This is a genomic window from Bacillus clarus, assembly GCF_000746925.1.
GTDB lineage: Bacteria > Bacillota > Bacilli > Bacillales > Bacillaceae_G > Bacillus_A > Bacillus_A clarus.
The window spans coordinates 4,089,237-4,109,790 of record NZ_JMQC01000008.1; the positions used below are offsets into that span (position 1 = coordinate 4,089,237).

18 protein-coding genes and 1 pseudogene are annotated in these 20,554 nt (G+C 35.0%); 13 read left to right on the plus strand and 6 right to left on the minus strand.

Annotation, left to right across the window (positions count from 1 at the left end):
* Positions 1-15 precede the first annotated feature (15 nt).
* Genes DJ93_RS21840 through DJ93_RS21850 form a run of 3 tightly spaced genes read left to right on the plus strand, consistent with a single transcriptional unit; the run spans position 16 to position 3,164 of the window.
* The gene (locus DJ93_RS21840) at positions 16-768 is read left to right on the plus strand and encodes a hypothetical protein (RefSeq protein WP_042983192.1); all 753 of its coding nucleotides are present in this window, start codon (positions 16-18) and stop codon (positions 766-768) included.
* 18 nt (positions 769-786) lie between these two features.
* On the plus strand, positions 787-1,692 hold the full coding sequence (locus DJ93_RS21845) for an FTR1 family iron permease (protein WP_042983193.1): 906 nt from the start codon (positions 787-789) through the stop codon (positions 1,690-1,692).
* Between the two features lie 47 nt (positions 1,693-1,739).
* On the plus strand, positions 1,740-3,164 hold the full coding sequence (locus DJ93_RS21850) for a glycosyltransferase family 39 protein (protein ID WP_042983194.1): 1,425 nt from the start codon (positions 1,740-1,742) through the stop codon (positions 3,162-3,164).
* Positions 3,165-3,425: 261 nt separating this feature from the next.
* Here DJ93_RS21850 and DJ93_RS33860 read toward each other — a convergent pair.
* The 5 genes and pseudogenes from DJ93_RS33860 to DJ93_RS21880 all read right to left on the minus strand — a co-directional run.
* Positions 3,426-3,716, minus strand: a pseudogene (locus DJ93_RS33860) (thioredoxin domain-containing protein); the annotation flags it as partial.
* 19 nt (positions 3,717-3,735) lie between these two features.
* A complete protein-coding gene (locus tag DJ93_RS21860; protein WP_042983196.1) occupies positions 3,736-4,320 on the minus strand; it encodes an SCO family protein in 585 nt (194 codons plus the stop codon).
* Between the two features lie 59 nt (positions 4,321-4,379).
* Positions 4,380-6,941 (minus strand): heavy metal translocating P-type ATPase, encoded by a 2,562-nt coding sequence (locus DJ93_RS21865; RefSeq protein WP_042983197.1) that lies wholly within the window; start codon positions 6,939-6,941, stop codon positions 4,380-4,382.
* Positions 6,931-7,290, minus strand: a complete 360-nt coding sequence (locus DJ93_RS21870; RefSeq protein WP_042983198.1) for an ArsR/SmtB family transcription factor — start codon at positions 7,288-7,290, stop codon at positions 6,931-6,933. The genes DJ93_RS21865 and DJ93_RS21870 overlap by 11 nt, the downstream gene beginning before the upstream one ends.
* A gap of 614 nt (positions 7,291-7,904) precedes the next feature.
* Complete coding sequence (locus tag DJ93_RS21880; protein WP_042983201.1) at positions 7,905-8,876, minus strand: arsenic resistance protein; 972 nt, start codon at positions 8,874-8,876, stop codon at positions 7,905-7,907.
* A 311-nt stretch (positions 8,877-9,187) separates the two neighbouring features.
* Between DJ93_RS21880 and pdxR the strand changes: the two genes are divergently transcribed.
* From pdxR to DJ93_RS21915, 7 genes are all read left to right on the plus strand, one after another.
* Positions 9,188-10,645, plus strand: coding sequence for a MocR-like pyridoxine biosynthesis transcription factor PdxR (pdxR, locus tag DJ93_RS21885; protein WP_042983202.1), 1,458 nt, complete (start codon positions 9,188-9,190; stop codon positions 10,643-10,645).
* The gene (locus DJ93_RS21890; RefSeq protein WP_042983203.1) at positions 10,642-11,556 is read left to right on the plus strand and encodes a D-alanine--D-alanine ligase; all 915 of its coding nucleotides are present in this window, start codon (positions 10,642-10,644) and stop codon (positions 11,554-11,556) included. The genes pdxR and DJ93_RS21890 overlap by 4 nt, the downstream gene beginning before the upstream one ends.
* 301 nt (positions 11,557-11,857) lie before the next feature.
* On the plus strand, positions 11,858-12,550 hold the full coding sequence (locus tag DJ93_RS21895; protein WP_042983204.1) for an FMN-dependent NADH-azoreductase: 693 nt from the start codon (positions 11,858-11,860) through the stop codon (positions 12,548-12,550).
* A gap of 237 nt (positions 12,551-12,787) precedes the next feature.
* The gene (gene brnQ, locus DJ93_RS21900; RefSeq protein ID WP_042983206.1) at positions 12,788-14,146 is read left to right on the plus strand and encodes a branched-chain amino acid transport system II carrier protein; all 1,359 of its coding nucleotides are present in this window, start codon (positions 12,788-12,790) and stop codon (positions 14,144-14,146) included.
* Between the two features lie 87 nt (positions 14,147-14,233).
* Positions 14,234-14,653: a VOC family protein gene (locus DJ93_RS21905; protein ID WP_042983207.1), complete on the plus strand. Its 420-nt coding sequence runs from the start codon at positions 14,234-14,236 to the stop codon at positions 14,651-14,653.
* A 354-nt stretch (positions 14,654-15,007) separates the two neighbouring features.
* Positions 15,008-16,657 (plus strand): copper resistance CopC/CopD family protein, encoded by a 1,650-nt coding sequence (locus DJ93_RS21910; RefSeq protein ID WP_042983208.1) that lies wholly within the window; start codon positions 15,008-15,010, stop codon positions 16,655-16,657.
* A gap of 41 nt (positions 16,658-16,698) precedes the next feature.
* Positions 16,699-17,319, plus strand: coding sequence for a YcnI family copper-binding membrane protein (locus DJ93_RS21915; protein WP_042983209.1), 621 nt, complete (start codon positions 16,699-16,701; stop codon positions 17,317-17,319).
* A 46-nt stretch (positions 17,320-17,365) separates the two neighbouring features.
* On the opposite strand, the gene DJ93_RS21920 is transcribed toward DJ93_RS21915, so the two are convergent.
* Positions 17,366-18,271: a DMT family transporter gene (locus DJ93_RS21920; RefSeq protein WP_042983210.1), complete on the minus strand. Its 906-nt coding sequence runs from the start codon at positions 18,269-18,271 to the stop codon at positions 17,366-17,368.
* A gap of 98 nt (positions 18,272-18,369) precedes the next feature.
* Between DJ93_RS21920 and DJ93_RS21925 the strand changes: the two genes are divergently transcribed.
* The 3 genes from DJ93_RS21925 to DJ93_RS21935 all read left to right on the plus strand — a co-directional run bounded on the left by DJ93_RS21925 (position 18,370) and on the right by DJ93_RS21935 (position 20,546).
* Positions 18,370-19,239: a LysR family transcriptional regulator gene (locus tag DJ93_RS21925; protein ID WP_042983211.1), complete on the plus strand. Its 870-nt coding sequence runs from the start codon at positions 18,370-18,372 to the stop codon at positions 19,237-19,239.
* 121 nt (positions 19,240-19,360) lie between these two features.
* Complete coding sequence (locus DJ93_RS21930; protein WP_042983213.1) at positions 19,361-19,792, plus strand: Rrf2 family transcriptional regulator; 432 nt, start codon at positions 19,361-19,363, stop codon at positions 19,790-19,792.
* A 103-nt stretch (positions 19,793-19,895) separates the two neighbouring features.
* A complete protein-coding gene (locus DJ93_RS21935; protein WP_042983214.1) occupies positions 19,896-20,546 on the plus strand; it encodes a DsbA family oxidoreductase in 651 nt (216 codons plus the stop codon).
* Positions 20,547-20,554: the final 8 nt, after the last annotated feature.

Genomic DNA, 20,554 nt, shown 5'->3' on the forward strand with positions numbered 1-20,554 from the left:
TAGGGAGGAACGTTCATGAAAAGAATCATTACATCATTATTTGTTGGTATTTTCTTAATATTCTCCATGCAAACAAGTGCATTTGCTTATTCGTACGGGAATCCGAATGAAGAAAAAGTAGCGGAAGCATACAAGCAGATGGTTACCAAGTTAGATGAAAATCCGGCAAACTTTAAAGAAGCAAAAAAGGCATATGAAAATGTGCAAGAAGAAATTGATCAGCATATGGGAAAAGAACCTTCTAAAGCAATGATGAAGGACTTTGATAAACAAAATAAAGAAGATATTATTGCTGATATGCAAAAAATTCTCGCGCTTAATATTAATCGTCGTTTAACAAATGTTGATGAGAAATTTAAAGATTATGATACAAGCAAACGTTTATTAGCTAAAGCATTTGCTACATATGAAGCGTTATCTCCTGTTATTGGTGAGCACAATAAAGAACTGGATACAAAGCTAAAGGATGAATTTAATAAAGCTTTAGAATCATTAGGAAACCCAGGGTTATTTGGAGTAGGTCAAAAAGAAGCAAATCAAGATGCTTTCAAGAAAAGTAAAGATGTTATTTTAACAAGTTTACAAAAAGAATTTAAAATTAAAGATTTTAAAGTGGGGCACTTTAATGCGAATAGTCAAGAAGATAAATCGGCTTCTGAAAAAACAGAGTGGACAGATTTAAGCAGCTTGAAAAACTGGGCTCCAATTATAGTTATTGTACTTATACTTGTTGGGGTCATTGTATATGCTGTAAGAAAACGTAAGTAAGGATGAGGGGGAAGAGCATTGCAACTTCAGGCATTTCTCATTACATTTCGTGAAGTATTAGAAGCGTTGCTTATTGTTGGGATTATTACGACATATTTAAAGCGTACAGATAGTAAGCAATATGTGAAATATGTTTGGTTAGGAGCAGGGCTTGCGGTTGTAGCGAGTTATATTGTTGCTCTTATATTCCAAGTTGTGTTTACTGGTTTTGCTGCTATGGGTAGTGAAATGTATTTGAAAATATCCATTATTTTTGTTTCGGCCATTTTGCTTACACAAATGGTATTTTGGATGGCAGAACATAGTAAGAATATGACAGCCAATATGGAAAATAAAATGAATCAGTATATTACGGCTGGAAATATAATTGGAATGGTCGTGCATTCTTTTCTTGTTGTACTTCGAGAAGGGGTAGAAACAGTGTTTTTCTTTGCAGCGATTACAGGAGGGAACATCGGAGAAGCGATGAAAGGCTGGGGGGCTATTTCAGGTCTGCTTATTGCAGCTGTTGTTAGTTTCTTATTCTTTAAAGGAACGATGCGTATTTCACTCAAAGTATTCTTTAAAGTAACAGGAGCATTTATCGTCTTAATTGCAGCTGGTCTTCTTGTACAAGGTATTTCCATGCTGCAAGATTTAAAAATACTAGGTAGCGTTATGCCGCACGTATATGATATTACATGGCTACTGCCAGAGCATCCAATTGATTATGCTCATTATCTTCGTGATCACGGGACTGCACCACTTCTTTCTGGTGATATCGGTATCTTCTTAAAAGCATTTTTAGGGTATTCCTCGATGCCATCTCTTGAAGAAGTACTTGTGTATATCGGATATTTTGTTGTATTGTACATGTTAATCATCTTTAAAAAACCTGTTAAAAAAAAGCAAACAATAATCGAAGAAAATAAGTCAGTAAGCTAAAAGTACAAGGTTTTTTCCTTGTACTTTTTTTGCAGAAAGGAAATGAGATGAAACAAATATTACGTATATGGGCAGTTATTCTGTTTACGAGTGTAATTTTGATGCGTTTTTTTTATGTAAGTCCATTTGCAGCGACATGGGATGAAGTTGACTTTGCCCTTGCATTAAAGCAATACGATATATTATCGATGCAGCCCCATTTTCCAGGTTATCCTTTTTTTATCTTAGGGGGAATGATGACGCATCTTTTTATAGAAAATCCAGTGAAATCCTTAGGGGTATTTAATGCAATTATGGCCCTAAGTGCGGTATTTCCGATGTATAAGATAGCACGTCGTTATGTAAGCCAGACGAGTGCTTTAATTGTGGTCGCTGTATTACAAACGAGCGGATATTTCTCTATTTTAGTAACGCAGTCTATGTCAGAAGGGGCAGCATTAGCGATCGTATGGTGGTATATATGGAGTATAGAAAGAGCTTTTCGTACAAAGAATTTTCAAGCTCAATTTTGGCCATTCTTCTTTTTTGCACTATTAATGGGTATACGCTTATCATATGCACCATTGGGGATAGCGCTTCTTTTATTATTATGGCAGCAATGGTATGAGGAGAAGTGGCGATGTAGTATTCTACTGTGCACAGCTATCCTTTCACAGCTTGTTTGGATTGGTGCACTAGTTTGGAATATCGGTGGAATAACAGGATTATGGAAAATCTCTTTCGGATTTGTAGAAGGCCATTTTACCGAATGGGGCGGTGCGATTACAGAAACGAGTGAGCCATTAGTTTCACGTCTCTTTCGCTTACTTTTTGAAAATATTGTATTTGCAGGAGTTGGCATACATTCATACTTCCTTACAGGTTTCTTTCTTATATTTTTGTTTCTATTTGTTTTACAACGGAAGAACGTACGCTTTTATCCGAAATTTTTAATTGTTCTGGCAATTGTATATTTTCTTTGGAATTTATTTGGACAAAATATTGATAAACCTCGCCATTCGTATCCGATTGTAGCGATGTTACTTTGCGTACTTGCTATTTCTTGGTTAAAAAGATATCGTGGTATTGTATTGCTGTTATTTGCTACAAGCCAGCTTATAGTGAGTATACCGCTTATGAAAGAACAACAAACTGAGGTACCGGCAACGTATCAGCTGGGATCATATTTAGAGGGAAAACAGCAGCCACTTATTGTATATACATGGGAAGAGACGAGGATTATGGAATACTTGCAAGTGCTATATGAACATAAACGTTTTTACACATATGACTATTTTTTACAGGACAAAAAATATCATAAAAATGATACGATATACGTTACAAATCATCTTATTGAGGGATTTCAAAAGCAAGGGATCAATATCGAGGGACAAGTTGAAAAGGAAGCAGTCTTTTATTCCAATCGATTATTTGATCCTGTTTATCATAAAATTATTTTATATAAGTGGAAAAAGGATGTTGTTGCAAAGTGAGTTGAAATGTAAGAGATCTGTAGTTAAAGAAGAAAAGTTTTATAAAGGAAAATTCGAATTTTTAGGAATTTAAATCCGGATATTGATTTTGAAATTTTAATAAGTAAAAGCAATAGCAAGAGGGATTAGGATACAATTTTAATGAAGTAGCAGCTAACAAGAAATAAAGGTTTAAACAGTTTACTATTGTTTAGTCAGTGTGTATGAGTAACTATGCAAAGGTTATATACATAAGTGTATTACAAAAGCTCAGTGGAAATCACTGAGCTTTTTACTTATATAATGCTTAACAAAAATAATTGAGAAAAATAAAGGTGAAAATTTAACTTTACCTGTATCAATATAATCTTTTTGGAGTTGAGGGAAGATTCGTTCGCCCCATGCTTTGCGGGCAGGACACTTATAGTCGCCAAACTCTACAACGGAGATTTGTGCGTCTTCTTTTCCTAAAGTAGGTTGTTTTCCTATAGGAGGTAAATCTTTTATAACTTTATTTATGGCAACTTTTTCTTTATGTAAACACCTCGAATTTTTAGAATTTAATAGGAACACAAATAAGAAACTTCTATATTCATTGAATTCGTTTAATATCTCGGATGATATCCTCATATGGTGTGTTTTGAAGACCTGAATATTTCTTCACAACTTTTCCACTTTTGTCTACCAGATAAAAGCTCGTTCCATGTATAACCTGTGTATTGTTTTCTGGTTTGGCTACAAGCGCTTGAAAGTTATTTTTAGAAAATTTTTCAATTTCTGGTCGTGTATATCCTGTGAGGAAATGAGTGCTAGTTGCATCCATTTCATAGACTTTCATGAACTCTGTTATTTTTTCAGGTGTGTCTACTTCAGGATCTACACTAAATGATACAAATTCTACATCTTTAATTCCTTCTGTATGTAACATTTTCTGAAGTTTTGCCATATTGGCTGTCATAGGTGGGCAAACTGTTTGGCAGCTTGTAAAGATAAAATCAGCTACCCAAACTTTTTCTTTTAACTCAGATGAACCGAATTTTTTTCCATTCTGATCTGTAAATGAAAACTTCTCTACAGCCCAATTTAGTGAATCTCTTAGTTTATTATCACTACATGCTCCTAAGGTCGTAATTACGAAAATTAGCATAAGCAATCCACTTAAACTCATTTTTTTCATATGTATACCCTTTCAATTTGTATTTAAGATACAGAGCTACTAGGTAGCTCTGTATCTTATTATTTGTTTCGTAATAAGCGCATACTGTTAAGTATTACAATAAGTGCAGCTCCTGTATCACTTAGTACAGCAATCCAAAGAGTAAGCCAACCTGGGAAGATAAAGGCAAGGGCAATAAATTTAATAATCAATGAGAACCAGATATTTTGTTTGATTATGTGCAATGCTTTACGACTTAGTTTCATTGTATAAGGAAGTTTTTCAAGATTGTCTGCCATTAATACAATATCTGCCGTTTCCATTGCTGTATCAGTCCCTGCACCGCCCATAGCAATTCCAAGGTTAGCGGTAGCAAGGGCAGGGGCATCATTAATACCGTCCCCAATCATAGCTACGGTTTTTCCTTCAGATTGAAGGTGTTTTACAGAATGAACTTTATCTTCTGGAAGTAAGTTAGCGAAATAAAGATCTACTTTGGCTTTCTGTGCAATGTGCTCAGCCGTTCCTTCATTGTCTCCTGTTAGCATAACAGTTTCTTGAATACCTGCTCGTTTTAATTCTTGAATTGTTTCATAAGTAGTCGGACGAATGGAATCTGCTACCGAAATAATTCCTAAAATGACTTTGCTAGTTCCGACGAGTATCACTGTTTGACCAATTCTTTGCATCTCTCGAATTGGCTCATTCCACATCTGAAGAGAAGCTCTAACATCTTTATATAAGGCTGCATTTCCAGCATAGTATGTTTCTTCATCTATTGTTACTTGCGCACCTTTTCCTACAATTGTACGGAAGTCAGTTCCCTTTTTGATAGGGATTTGATGCTCTTTCGCATATGTTGTAATTGCTTTTGCAATTGGATGATTGGAGTATTCTTCGATTGTCGCTGCAATTGATAAAAACTCGTTTTCGGTACAATCTAAGCTTCGTATATGCATGACCTTTGGTTTTCCTTCGGTCAATGTACCTGTTTTATCAAATGCAATAGCATTTAATGAACCCGCAATTTCTAGAGCCGTACCACCTTTAATGAGTACACCGTTTCTTGCTGCATTTCCAATTGCAGATACAATTGCAACAGGAGTTGAAATAACCAAAGCACAAGGACATGCGACAACAAGCAATTCCAGTCCTTTATAAATCCAATCCATCCATGAACCCATACTAAGAAGGGGTGGAATAATCATGACGCCAATTGCCAATACAAAAACGATAGGTGTATAGAGTTTTGCGAAACGATCCACAAATGCTTCTGTTGGTGCTTTCTTTTCTTGTGCTTCCTCCACAAGGTGAATAATTCGAGATAATGTAGTATCCTCAACGAGGTTAGTTACTGTAATTTCAAGAGATCCTTCTTCATTAATTGTTCCTGCATATACAGAATCACCAATTTGTTTATCAATTGGGATAGATTCACCAGTAATAGGTGCTTGGTTTACAGTAGAAGTTCCGCCTATAACTTTGCCGTCTAATGGGATTTTTTCACCAGGTTTCACAACGATAGTTGTATTCACCGTAATATCATCTACAGATTTTTTTATAAGTTCAGTTCCAATTTGCACCCATGCTTCTGAGGGTGCTAAATCAATTAATCCACGAATTGATTCTCGTGTACGTTCAATAGATTTGTTTTGTAAAGTTGCTCCTAATGCAAATAACCAAACAACGGTTGCACCTTCTAGCCATTGACCAATTAGAGCAGCGCCAATAGCAGCAGATATCATGAGAACATTCATATCCAGTGCTTTACTTCTTATTGCATAAAAGGCACTTTTGGCAGGTTTATAGCCACCAATTAGAATGCTCGCTGCATAGAGAAGGGTAATAAGAAGAGGTGGTGTGTTTGTAAAACCTCCCAAAAATCCTAAAGCTAAAAATAACCCTGAGAGAATCAAAGTTGTATTTTTGGATTTTGATACAGGTGTTGCATTTCTACGTGCTCCTGCTAAAGAGGCTTCAAAACCTGCGTTAGATACTTCTTTTATAATTTCCTCTACATTTCGGTTATGACGAATTTGCATTTTTCCTGTAGCGAAGTTAACTCGAACTTCCTCTACGCCAGAAACATTTTGTAAATGTTTTTCGATTGTTAAGGCACAAGCTCCGCAGTCCATGCCATTAACTACATATGTTTGTACGTCATCACCTTTTATTTTCGGAGTATCAAGATGAGGTGACGTGTCTTCACTTGAGCTATCACTACAGCAAGAAGATTTTGATGTCACTTCTTCTTTTTGTATGGCGAATGCAGAAGAACAGCATGAAGATACCTTTTCTGGTTTGGGTCCACAACAAGAACCAGAAGATTCGTTTTCTGTTTTCGCAGGATCGGTGTTATTACTGCAGCAGGAAGTCTTCTTAACAACGGGAACAATCGGAATCTCTTTTTTTGAGGAGCAACATGATGATGTTTCCTTTGCTGTTTCTGTTTTCACATTATCAGTATTACTACTACAGTTTGAAGCATCCTTTGTAGTAACTGGAACAATGGGAATCTTCTTTTTAGAAGAGCAACATGATGAATTTACCTTTTTTATTTCTTCTTTAGTAGGAGCTGATGAAGAGTCACTGGGAGAATGAGTGTGACAGCAACTTGCTTTTTGTTCTTTCTTATCTGTCATGACAATTCTCTCCCTTTTGAGATAAGCATGCATCGTTTTTATCACATGATGCTACTTCGTTCTGTACTTCATGAAATACAACATCAAACATTGTGAGTAATTGTTTAATTTGTGCATTTCGTAAAGAATAGTAAACGTACTTTCCCTCTTGTCTTCCAAGAATAATGCCACATCCCTTCAAACAGTTCAGGTGTTGGGAGGTATTTGATTGGTTTCCTTTGATAATTTCTACAATTTCAGATACCGTTTTTTCGCCATCCATCATACATTGAAGAATCTGAAGCCTTGTTTTATCAGCAAATCCTCGAATAAATTTGGCTTTTATATCTAAATCATTTGGATTGCACAATTGTATTCACTCCAATCGTATTAGTCATTACTAATATGTTTATTTAGCATTCATATTAGCACTGACTAATATGTGTGTCAAAATAATTTAAAAAAAGTCTGAAAAAAATATATTTTATTCTATTTTTAGTTTTGAAGAGATAAGGAGCAATAGGATTCTTACATAATGTATTTCATGAAATTTTGGATAAAATCGCCTTGATGTGTAAAAGGGAATGTCATAATAAACGAAAACATATGAAAAATAGGTGTGAGGGGTGAAGGCGTGTTAGATGTTATTGTCATTATCAATTATTTATGAGTACTCCGAATGGGACGAATATCTCGTAGGAAGTCCTGATGACGTTATCAAACAAATTCAATCCTACAGAAAAATAGGGGTTACGAATTTTATGGCAGTAATGAATTTTGGTGGATTAGAACATCATAAAGTGCCTTCGTCTTTGGGGTTATTTGGTAAATGTATAATTCCTGCATGTAAGTGAAACATCGTTTAGCATATTAATTTCATGTTTGATGTCGATGTGGGGGGCCTTCATGTCCATCAAACATGAAATTAATGTCTCTAAAAACGAAAAAAAATTAGCAAAGAACTTTTCTATTTGTAAATATATGTTATACTTCCGCCACTCGCTGTTTTTTCTTGATAAGTAACAATACTTGCGAAACACTCGCAAGTACAGGAAGTTCAATTAATGGTCCAATTACTAATGCGAGTGCGATAAGAGGTTCATTCGGAAAAGCTGTTACAGCAATTGCAAGAGCGACAGGCGAATTTCTAGCTAATGTTGTTAAGCTAAGGCTTACTGTATCTTCATAAGATAAATGCATAATACGTCCTACAAATTGCCCAAGTATAAAGTTAACGATGAAGAATAGTAATACAGGGATAAGTAATAATAGAACAACATTCATATTTTTTAATAAATACTTACCTTGTGATGCAAACATCGCTAGTATTGCTAAGCTTAAAAATACAATTTGAGCAGAACTGAAAAATGGAATGAGCTTATTCTCTAATGCATCAGTCTTTTTCATTTTATTCATAATGAATTTTGTGCCGTGTGCTAGCAAAAATGGTAAGACAAGTACGATAACGATGCTCTCTAATAAAACGGAAACTTCAATAGCCTTCATTACACCTGCAAATAAAAATAAATAAACAGGAAGCAATAATACTTGTAAAATTAAATTTACAGGTAGAATGGATGTAGATAGAGCTACGTTACCTTTCGCAATCTCCGTGAAAATTAAATACCAGTCTGTACATGGAGTAACCATTAACATAATAAATCCAATCCAAAGTGCTGGATAATCTGAAAGAAATAACGCACCTAATCCCCAAGCGAGCAGTGGTGTCCATATAAAGTTAATACCTAGGCTTGTTCCTGCAAATTTCAAATTACGAAATCCATTTTTTATATCTTTTAATGGAATGCTGAGAAATAATCCGTAAAGCATTAAAAATAAGAAGGGAACAATCAATTTTTCTGAATACATATGAATCATATTGAATTGACCTAATATAATGCCGAAGGCGACTGCTAGAAGAATGATAAATGTTTGAATTTTTTCTAAAGTACTCATGAATAAATCCTTTCTATTTAGAAATGTTGTAAGTTTGAAATAAAGTTGTACTGTTTTGCTTCTTTTTGATTATAGGATTCTAAATAGGTTTTAACCAGACTTTTTTGTAGTTTGGATATATAGCATATTGCAACAGAACCTTAATTATTATTGGATAAGAGGGTGAAGGGAATTTAAACTTACCACGTTATTGATATCAAAGTTGTATGAATGGTACCTAAAACCATACCGCTGGTTAAAGAAAATACATATGTGGTGGACCTTTTCGGAGAGATATAGTTATGCAAAAATGATAGCAAGGGGGCAAGGAAGTGTTTAATGATTTTAAGCTTATGGATGATCGTCCTGTTTATATTCAATTAAAGGATCATTTGAAAAAAATGATTATGAAAGGACACCTGTTGGAGCAACAGAAGCTCCCATCTACCCGAGAACTTAGTAAATTATTATCGGTCAGCAGAACGACCGTTCTCACTGCTTACGCGGATTTAGAACAAGAAGGTTTAATATATGCAATAAAGGGAAAAGGAAATTTTGTAGGGAAAGTCGAAACATCCAAAACTCCATCGGTCGAACTAAAATGGAAAGAAAAGCTTAATGAATTTAGCTTGCTAGCTGATGAATTAGATTTAATGAAGCACGGTGTTCGTTGGGAAAAAGGCATGATTTCATTCAATAGCATTGCACCAGACGAAAAGCTTTTTGATGTCGAAAATTTTAAAAGGGCTTTTTTGACCCGGATGTCTATTGAAGGAGATATCGTTTTGAACTACGGATATGCAAAAGGGTATAAACCCCTAATTGATTATCTTCTTCACTATATGGAAATGAAAGGAGTAGATATTTCTAATAAGGATATTCTTATCACTAATGGCTTCACCGAGGGTCTAGATATTTTATTGTCTTCCTTAGCTAAAAAATCCGGACGTATTATTTGCGAAAATCCTACCCATCATGCCGCATTGAAGCTTTTTCGATTACATGGACTTGAAGTTCACGGAATAAATATGGAAGATGACGGCATCGATATTCGCAAAGTCGAGCAAAGTTTATCTGAAACGGATTTTGATTTTGCATATTTAATACCCTCTTATCATAATCCGACTGGGATTGTTACATCATCTGAAAAAAGAACTGATATTATGAGATTATTTTCAAAATATAAGATTCCTATTGTGGAGGATGGATTTAACGAGGAATTACGCTATTCAGGTTCGCATTTAGCACCATTATTGACTTTTGCCGGAGCTGGTAACAATGTGATCTATATTAGTAGCTTTTCAAAGGTTCTCTTCCCTGGTTTACGCGTAGGATGGATTTTAGCAGATAAGGAATTGATTCACTATCTAGAAAGTATGAAAAGAGCAAGGACTATCCACACATCTACGTTAGATCAAGCTGTTCTTTTTCAATATTTACACGAGGGGTATTTTGAAAAATATTTAAAAAAGGCTAAGTCAGTATATAAGAAAAAATATGAATTAGCCATTCAGGCATGCAATCAGCACATTCCTTTTAAAAGAATGACTGGGGATGGCGGACTTCATCTTTTTATAGAGTTAGAAAAAGAAATAAATTCGCGTACACTTTTGAAAAAATGCTATCAAAAGGGAGTTGTTTTTTCTCCTGGGGATGTTTTTTTTACGGGTGGAGGGGGAAGTAATACGTTTCGCTTAGGGTTTTCCCGGTTAAAAGAAGAAGATATTGTCCATGGAATTAGGATAATTGGTGATACCTTGAAAAACGAAAATTGGGAGTTGGAAAAATGAGAGTAGGCGTTATTATGGGAGGAGTGTCCTCCGAAAAACAAGTGTCCCTTATGACAGGGGAAGAAATGATCGCACATTTGGATAAGAGTAAGTATGAGGTTGTGCCTATTAAACTAAATGATAAAAAAGAGCTTGTTGAAAAGGCAAGAAATCTTGATATTGCTTTGTTAGCGCTTCATGGAAAATACGGGGAGGATGGCACGATTCAAGGTACACTGGAAACCCTCGGCGTTCCATATACCGGAAGTGGCATGCTATCAAGCGGTATGAGTATGGATAAAAACATTTCGAAAAAAATTATTCGTTATGAAGGCATTCAAACACCGGATTGGATTCATCTTTCGAATATGGAAGAGCTTCAGTTGGATGAATTAGAAAAAATGGGATATCCGTTAGTGGTAAAACCAAATTCGGGTGGTTCCAGTGTGGGAGTAAAAATAGTATACGATAAGGATTCTTTATTATCCTCACTTGTGGATGTATTCGAGTGGGATTCTGAAATAGTTATTGAAAAGTATATAAAGGGCGAAGAAGTTACGTGTTCTATTTTTGACGGAAAGCTTTTACCAATTATTTCGATTCAACATACGGCTGAGTTTTTTGACTATAATGCGAAATACGATAATGCCACTACGATTGAAGAAGTTGTAGAACTTCCTGTTGCAATACATGAACGTGTCTCCGAGGCTGCAATGGCATGCTATAAAGTATTAAAATGCAGTGTTTATGCCAGAATTGATATGATTGTAAAGGATGGAACCCCATATGTCATGGAGGTTAATACATTGCCGGGGATGACAAAAAATAGCTTACTGCCAAAAAGCGCTCATGCGGCGGGAATCACCTATGGCAAGCTATTGGATATGATTATTGAAACCTCCATACAGGTTAGGAGAAGTGAAGGTTTTTAATAGAAACATAATTTAATATAGTATTAAAATTTATCAAGACCTACTTTTATAGGTCTTTTTAATTTGAAGGTTTTTTATATTTTTTATTAAAGTCACTTGACTAAAGTAAGTAACTTTAATATAATAACTTACATAAAGTAATTAAATAATAAAAAGTTATTATCGAGGATTGCTCTTTTCCAAAACATATCGAATGCGATGCAACAAAAGAAATTTAGTTAAGGTTGGCGCAATTTTTCGCAGAATAAGCTTTTTAAAATTGATAAATAATGAATATGAAAAGAAAGTATAGGTGAAGAGAATGGGGTTATTTAGCTCATTATTTGGAAAGAAACAAGAAAATGAAAGAGTAGAGGAGAATAAAACAATGTCAAAAGTACTATTTATTAAAGCAAACGATCGTCCTGCAGAACAAGCAATTAGTTCAAAAATGTATGAAACATTTGTAAGTACTTATAAGGAAGCAAATCCTAATACAGAAATTGCTGAGTTAGATTTATTTGAATTAGACCTTCCATACTACGGGAATATCGCTATTACAGGTGGATATAAGCGTAGCCAAGGGCTAGAATTAACAGCAGAGGAAGAAAAGGCTGTTGCTACAGTCGATCAATATTTAAATCAGTTTTTAGAGGCTGAAAAAGTTGTATTTGCATTTCCGTTGTGGAACTTTACAGTACCAGCACCGTTAATCACATATATCTCTTACCTTTCTCAAGCTGGTAAAACATTCAAATATACAGCAAATGGTCCAGAAGGTTTAGCTGGTGGCAAAAAAGTGGCGGTATTAGGTGCTCGCGGTTCAGATTACTCTTCTGAACAAATGGCTCCTATGGAAATGGCTGTTAACTACGTTACAAATGTTCTTGGATTCTGGGGAATTACAAATCCAGAGACAGTAGTAATTGAAGGACATAATCAATATCCAGATCGCTCGCAGCAAATTATTGAAGAAGGTTTAGAAAATGTTAAAAAAGTAGCTGCGAAATTTTAATTTATAACAGTAAATAGAAAAACCAACATGGATGACCATGTTGGTTTTTTAGTCTATTTTCCATGTTAAAAAATGTATATTTATAAAATAAAAGAAAAGTTTGAAAATAGTATTGCAAAATATTATATATCAAACTATAATGAGTTCAAGAATAGTTGATACTTAAATTAAATATTCAGAAAATTCAATTAGTTAAAATTGGAAATAAGATAAGTGATTTTGAATGGGGGTTATATTATGGCGAATAAAGTACCATTTTCGTTCATAGTAGTTATTGGATTAATGTTATTTGCATTATTTTTTGGAGCAGGAAATTTAATTTTCCCGGCTATGCTTGGTCAATCGGCAGGTGAGAATGTTTGGATTGCTAACGCTGGATTTTTAGTTACAGGAGTAGGGTTACCGTTACTTGGTGTATTAGCATTTGGGATTTCAGGTAAAGACGATTTACAGTCATTAGCAAGTCGCGCTCACCCGGTATTCGGGATTGTGTTTACAACAGTTTTATACTTAGCGATCGGTCCTTTATTTGCAATACCAAGAACAGGGAACGTGTCTTATGAAATTGGTCTTAAGCCTTTTATGCCAGAAGGATTAGGTTCTACACCTTTAATTCTTTTTACAATTATATTCTTTAGCATTACTTGTTTTTTTTCGCTAAATCCCGCGAAAATTGTCGATATTGTTGGAAAAATATTAACGCCAATTAAATTAACATTCATTGGTATTTTAGTAATCGTTGCTTTTATTCATCCGATTGGAGATATGCAAGCGCCAGTTGAAGCTTATACATCAAATGCCTTCTTCAAAGGGTTCCAAGAAGGATACTTAACAATGGATACGCTCGCATCGTTCGTATTCGGGATCATCATCATTAATGCAATTAAAGAAAAAGGTGCGAAAACGAACAAACAAATTATGGTCGTTTGTGCAAAAGCGACAATCATCGCAGCATCTATCTTAGCAATTATTTATACAGCACTTTCTTATATGGGAGCTTCAAGTGTTGCGAAGCTTGGGCATTTAGAGAATGGCGGAGAAGTATTAGCGAAAGTTTCTAATTACTATTTCGGATCATATGGCGGAGTATTATTAGGATTAATGATTACCGTTGCTTGTTTAACAACTAGCGTTGGACTTGTATCAGCATGTTCTTCATTTTTCCATAAGTTATTCCCACAAGTTCCTTACAAAGTAATTGCAATCACGCTATGTGTGTTTAGTGCTATTGTTGCAAATGTTGGATTAACACAATTAATCGCAGTTTCTGTTCCAGTATTAACAGCAATTTATCCACTAGCAATCGTGTTGATTTTCTTAACATTCTTCCATTCATTATTCAAAGGAAGAGCTGAAGTTTATCAAGTGAGCTTAATCGTAACATTTATCATCAGCTTATTTGATGGATTAAATGCAGCTGGAGTTAACATTGAAGTAGTAAGCCGAGTGTTCACTAAATTCCTTCCGATGCAGGAAGTGGGTTTAGGGTGGATCTTCCCAGCGATTATTGGTGGATTTATCGGGTATGGTATTAGCGTTTTAAAAGTGAAAAATCAAGTTCAACCAGCAGCTAGAGCAAATAAGAAAATAGGTTAATTGAAAAAGTTATAGAACTTGTTTCTATAACTTTTTTTGTTACTATTGATAAGGATAGAAAAAACTAAACATAGTAGGGGAAATAAAATGAAAAAAACAATTGATCATATAGGTATCGCAGTTCGTGATATAGATAGTACGATACGTTTTTATGAAAAAATTTTATTAGGAACTTTAATAGATCGATACGTAAGTGAGGCACCAGGTGTAGAAAGTGAAGTAGCCATTCTTGAAGTAGATGGTGATAGAATTGAATTACTTGCGCCGACGAATAATACAACATCTCCAATAGCACGATTTATAAAGCAAAAAGGTAAAGGTGTCCATCACGTTGCGTATCGTGTAGATGATTTAGATCAAGCTTTAGAAGAGCTAGAACGTCAAGGAATTCGAACGTTAGAGCATACACTTCGTATGAATAAGCATGGTAGAAGGTTAATTTACCTTAACCCAGCAGATACAGAAGGGACGATTATTGAGTATTGCGATTATCCAGAAGAAAAATAAAGGGATATTAATCTCGAGAAAAGGGTGTTACGTATTAGCGTAACACCTTTTTTACATTAGTCATTGTACTGTATGAGAATGGATTTCACATTTTTTTCACAAATGATTCACGATATCTTTTCTCCTTTAAAAAATTATTGGAATATATTTTATGCTATAATGATAATCAGCTTTAAAAATGTAAGTTGTAATTTTGTCAGTAGTTACTAATGTATTGTAAGTTTAAAAGTAAGAGGTAGCTGGAGTATCATGCTATAGGGTGTCTTGTATTTAATGAGGTTAAATTCTTAAAGGGAGAATAAAGTTTAGGTAGTATATGTAATCAAAGTATAGTGATGAAAAGAAAGAAGTGAAATGAGTGTGAAAGTAATGAGAAGGTTAGGGGCATGGTTGCTAATAGCGTGTGTGTGTATCATATTGATACCAAAAAGCGCATCTGCTCATGCGTATGTTGTGAAATCAAACCCTACTGAAAATGAAACGTTAAAGAAAGCACCATCTGTTGTGAAAATTGAATTTGATGAGGACATACAAGTTTCAAGTTTTAATACATTGTTTGTAAGAGATACCTCAGGTAAAAGAGTAGATTTAAAAGATGCTCACATAGATAAAAGTAATAAAAAATTATTAGAAGCTGGGTTGAAAGAGAATCTCAAAAATGGTCTGTATTCTATTCAGTGGAAAGCTATTTCAGCTGATGGACATCCAATTCAAGGAGTTATTCCATTCTGTATTGGGTCAGCAGAAGCGGGAACAGACGAAATACAAGTAAAAGAGATGGGCTATGTTCCTCAAATCGATATGATTGTGGAACGCGGAATTTTATATACAAGTTTTTCTCTATTTATAGGTGTTCTATTTTTTAATCTTATCATTAATAAAGGAAGTGCAAGTCAAGTTCAGTCGAGGAGTAAGAAAATAATATGGATATCATTATTTGGTATATTCATTAGTTTACTATTCAATCTACCATTGCAAGCGAAAATGAATGCTGATGTTTCATGGCTAGAAGCGTTCGATCCTTTATTATTAAAAGAAACATTACAGCTATCTGTTTTTGGTTATGTATGGATAACTCAAATTGCACTGATTAGTACACTCATGATTGTTACATATTTTGCGATGAGGCGTGAAAAACTTTCATCTTTTAAAGTATGGACAATTCCAATGGTATTGTTTATTGGTTTACTTATAATGAAAGCCATAAATAGCCACGCATATGGTTTAAAGTATAAAGATATTGCTGTCGTTATGGATTTTCTACATTTATTTGCAGCTTCACTATGGATTGGCGGGCTTTCATCGATTATTCTTCTTTTACGTAAAGAGGATGACAAGTGGACTATGTATTGGGATGCAATTAGGCGTTTTTCACCATGGGCAATAGGTGCTGTCATTGTGATATTAATCACAGGTCTTTTTAATAGTACATTTTTTATTCCGACAATCCATTCGTTATTTGATACGAAGTATGGATTGGCCTTATTAATAAAGATGCTTTTATTCGTTTGTATGGGGATATTGGGAATTCTTCATTATGTGAAAGGGAGAATGAGAGCTCAGAAAAAGTTAGGGGTAACGGTGAAAGTAGGGTTTGTCGTTGGGATTATCGTTTTCATAATCGTAGCCTTTATGACAAATGTACAAACACCGCCGATGCCTCCTACTGGACCTTTTACAGAAAGTAAACAACTAGATAATGGATATGAACTTACTCTACATGTAAGTCCTAATAAGGTGGGACAAAATATATTCCATATTAATGTAAAGGATGAGGATGGACAGCCTGTTACCAACATGGAACAAATTGTGCTGACCACTCAATCATTAGATATGAATATGGGGAAAGGATCATTTAAAGTTTCGGCAGTTTCACCAGGAGAATATGAAGCGGAAGGGATGTATATTAATATGACAGGTAACTGGAATATACATGTTCATGGATTAACAAAGTCTCTTGATAGCTTTGATATAGACTTTAAATTTATCGTGGGTGGCCGCTAGGAACTGCTACTTATAGATAATCAAAAAGGAGTTATAAGAAAATGAAACGCATAAAAAAATTGGGAACAACAATGATAGCAACAATAATTGCAATGAGTCTTTTTTCGTTACCGGTTAGTGCTCACGTAACTGTAAAACCAACAACTTCTGGCGTTAGTTCTTGGGAGACTTACATAATAAAGGTACCTGTTGAAAAGAATATGGCAACAACAAAAGTTACACTGAAAATACCGACGGGAGTCGAATTTCAACAGTATGAACCAGTACCAGGATGGAAAGTTGACGAACAAAAAGATGCAGCCGGGAAAGTTAAATCTGTTATATGGGAAGCAGCTGGCGAAGGAATTTTACCTGGTCAGTTTCAGCAATTTACTTTCGTTGCTAAAAATCCAGATAAAGAGCAAAAAATAGCATGGGATGCATATCAACAATATAAAAATGGAGAGATTGTTGAATGGACAGGCGATGAGAAAGCAGAGAAACCTCATTCACTTACTACGATTACAAAAGGTACATCATTAACAGGAGAACATGGAGAAGTATCTAGTGTGAAAACGAATGAAGGTACAAGCAATATGCAAACAGTAGCAATTATTTTATCTATTTTAGCGATTGTTTCGTCAGTGGGGACATGTATTTTTGTAGTGCGTCGTAAAAAATAAGATGTAAGAAAGAGCCTACAAACAGTAGGCTCTTTCTTACGTCTGTTTATTTAAGTTCAACTTGTTGCCTTACAGCCAGTGCTTTCGGTTTTATATTTACAAAACAAATGCTTACGACAATAAATAAAAGTCCGATGAATAAGCTAATTGTAATGGCCTCATGTAAGAAAATAGAACTAACAATAATGGCGATAAGGGGGATAAGGAACGTATAAGCTCCAACTTTACTTGCTTCCCCAGCTCCGACAAGTGTGAAGTAAGCGAGCCAGCCCATTGCAATAACAAAGAATGAAATAAATAGTAGTACACTTACAAAAGGTATGCTCCAAGCGATGCTAGACCAGCTTTCAAACTCTGAACCGAATCCGATTAAGCATAAGCCACCAATAAGAAGCTGAAGTGTTACCATCCAAATGGCGTTGACGCGATTTCCAGTTTTCTTAATGAATACTGTGCCGAGTGCCCATCCGATCGCACAGCCTAAAGCGAGAAGAATACCAACGATAGAAATATGTCCAGTTAAGCTACTAGAGCTAATAACCGCTACGCCTACAAATCCAAGAATAAGACCGAAAATTTTCAAGCCATACATGGATTCTTCAAGCCAAATCCAAGAGAAAATACCGAGTAAAACGGGTTGTAGAAAAACAATAGCGGAAAATAATCCAGCAGGCATATATTGAAGACCTACAGTTTGTAATCCATAAAATATGATGATGTTAAGTAAAGAAGAAATAATGTATAAATGCCAAGTTTCTTTTAAATGTAATTCTTTATATTTAGGTAATGCGAAAATAAGTAAAATGAATCCTCCTATTAATGTTCTAATCCCTGCAAAAAGTACAGGTGGTGTGTAATGCAGAGCGAATTTAGATAAAGGCCAATTAATCCCCCACATAAGAACGAGAAAGGAGAGGATTATGGTCGCTTTAGTTCGAGAAAGTTGTGTCACTGTAAGACCCTCCTTGTTGTATTCCATTTCACTATGATATGATATCGATTATGATAAATAAAATGAATCTTTTTTATAAGGAGTATAAGTAATTAGTTATGACCATCACACAACTTCAAGTTTTAATTAAAACAGTTGAATTAGGAAGTTTTACGAAGGCTGCTCAAATACTCAATATGACACAACCAGCTGTAAGTCATGCGGTTGCAAGTATCGAATCAGAATTGGGTGTTACCCTTATCATACGTGACAAAAGAAAAGGGCTAATCCTTACAGACGTGGGAGAACGAATTCTTGTACATATTAGAGAAGTTATAAATGGTATAGAGAAGATAGAGCAGGAAGTTGCAATGGAGAAGGGGCATGAAATTGGAACGATTCGAATTGGGAGTTTTCCGAGTGCTTCAGCCTATTTCTTACCTAAAATGATTAATATCTTTCGTGAAAAGTATCCGAATTTAGAAGTAGTTCTTTGTGAGGGAGCGCTTAAAGAAGTAGAAGATTGGTTATTATCACGTGTAATTGATGTTGGGATTGTTATTTTGCCTAATAAAGAGATGGAGATTGTACCATTAACGAAGGGGAAAATGGTCGTTGTCTTAAGAGAGGATCATCCTCTTTGTAAGAAGAAATCTATTACAATAAGTGATTTAGAGAATGAACCAATTATTTTATTTAAGGGAGGGTATGAACCTCCAATTATTGATATGTTTAAGCAGGCAAACGTACCACTTCGGGTTGAGTATGCAGTTTCGACTGTTACAACATCTTTAAACATGATTCAAGAAGGATTGGGCCTGGCGATATTAGCTGAATTATCTTTGACGAATTTACCAAAGAACGTGCAAACGCGAGAATTGGAGCCGCAAGTGTGGAGAGAGATTGCTTTAGCTGTTCCTTCATTAAAGGAATCTTCACTCGCTGTTCAGTTATTTATTGAAGAGTTTCAAGAGTTGTTTGCAGAATAAGAACGGGTGTCTCATATATCGCAATGAGACACCTTTTTATTTTGCTTAAAAAAAAATCTATAAAAAGGATTGACTTATTCTTTTGTTGTAACTATAATGATTACATCGGGTGGTGATCACAATGAAAATTAGTAGCCGCTTTTCTATAGCTGTTCATATTTTATCTATTTTGAAAAACAATCCATCTTCAGTTTGTACTTCGGAATATATGGCTGAAAGTGTAAATACAAATCCGGTTGTAATTCGAAAAATAACGTCCTACTTGAAACAATCCGAGTTTGTTTATGTCAAACGCGGTCCAGGCGGCGCAGGGTTATTAAAAGATTTAAATGAAATCACATTATTAGATGTGTATCAGGCTGTGAATGTAGTTGAGGAAGATAAATTGTTTCACATTCACGAGAAACCGAATCCAGACTGTCCAATCGGGGCGAATATTCAAGCAGTTTTAGAGGTTATTTTAGTTCAGGCGCAATCGGCGATGGAAGAGGTTTTGAGAAATATTACGATGGGGCAGTTATTTGAATCTTTACAACAAAAAATGAATGCATAAAATGATAATTGCAAGTCTCTAAAAGAGAATGCATATTTTTTTCTTAAAATTGTAACCGAATTAGTTACAACTGAAAACAAAAAGAAGGTAAGGTGCAAATAATATGACTGTGAAAATGAAAGTATACTCAGATTTTATATGTCCGTTTTGCTTTTTAGCAAAAGGTCCATTAGATGAAGTAGCGAAGGAGAAAGATATAGAAATCGAATGGATGCCATTTGAATTGCGTCCAAGTCCATATTCTAAAATAGATCCTTGGAACGAACCAGATAAGTTAGGTTCATGGGATTCTTTCATTCTTCCTACTGCAAAAAAATTAGGAGTTGAAATGCGTCTGCCACGTGTTTCTCCGCATCCATATACACATTTAGCTTTTGAAGGATGCCAATTTGCGAAGGAGCGTGGACTTGGAAATGAGTATCATCACCGAGTATTTACTGCGTTTTTCCAAGAAGAGCAAAACATTGAAGATATTGATGTATTAACGAAATTAGCCGTAGAAGTAGGGCTTCCTGAAGCTGAATTTAAAGATGCTTTAGTAACTCGTAAGTACAAAGAAAAACATCAAGAAGCGATTCAACATGCATATGATGAAGCGAATATTATGGCTGTCCCAACTGTAATGATTGGAGATGAAGTCATTCAAGGCCTTGCTAGTAAAGAAACGTTAGAACGAGTAATTGATAAGGAAATCGAAAAGGATAAAACAAATTCATTTGAAGGTATGCAATGTAATACGGATGGATATTGCTAATCCATCTG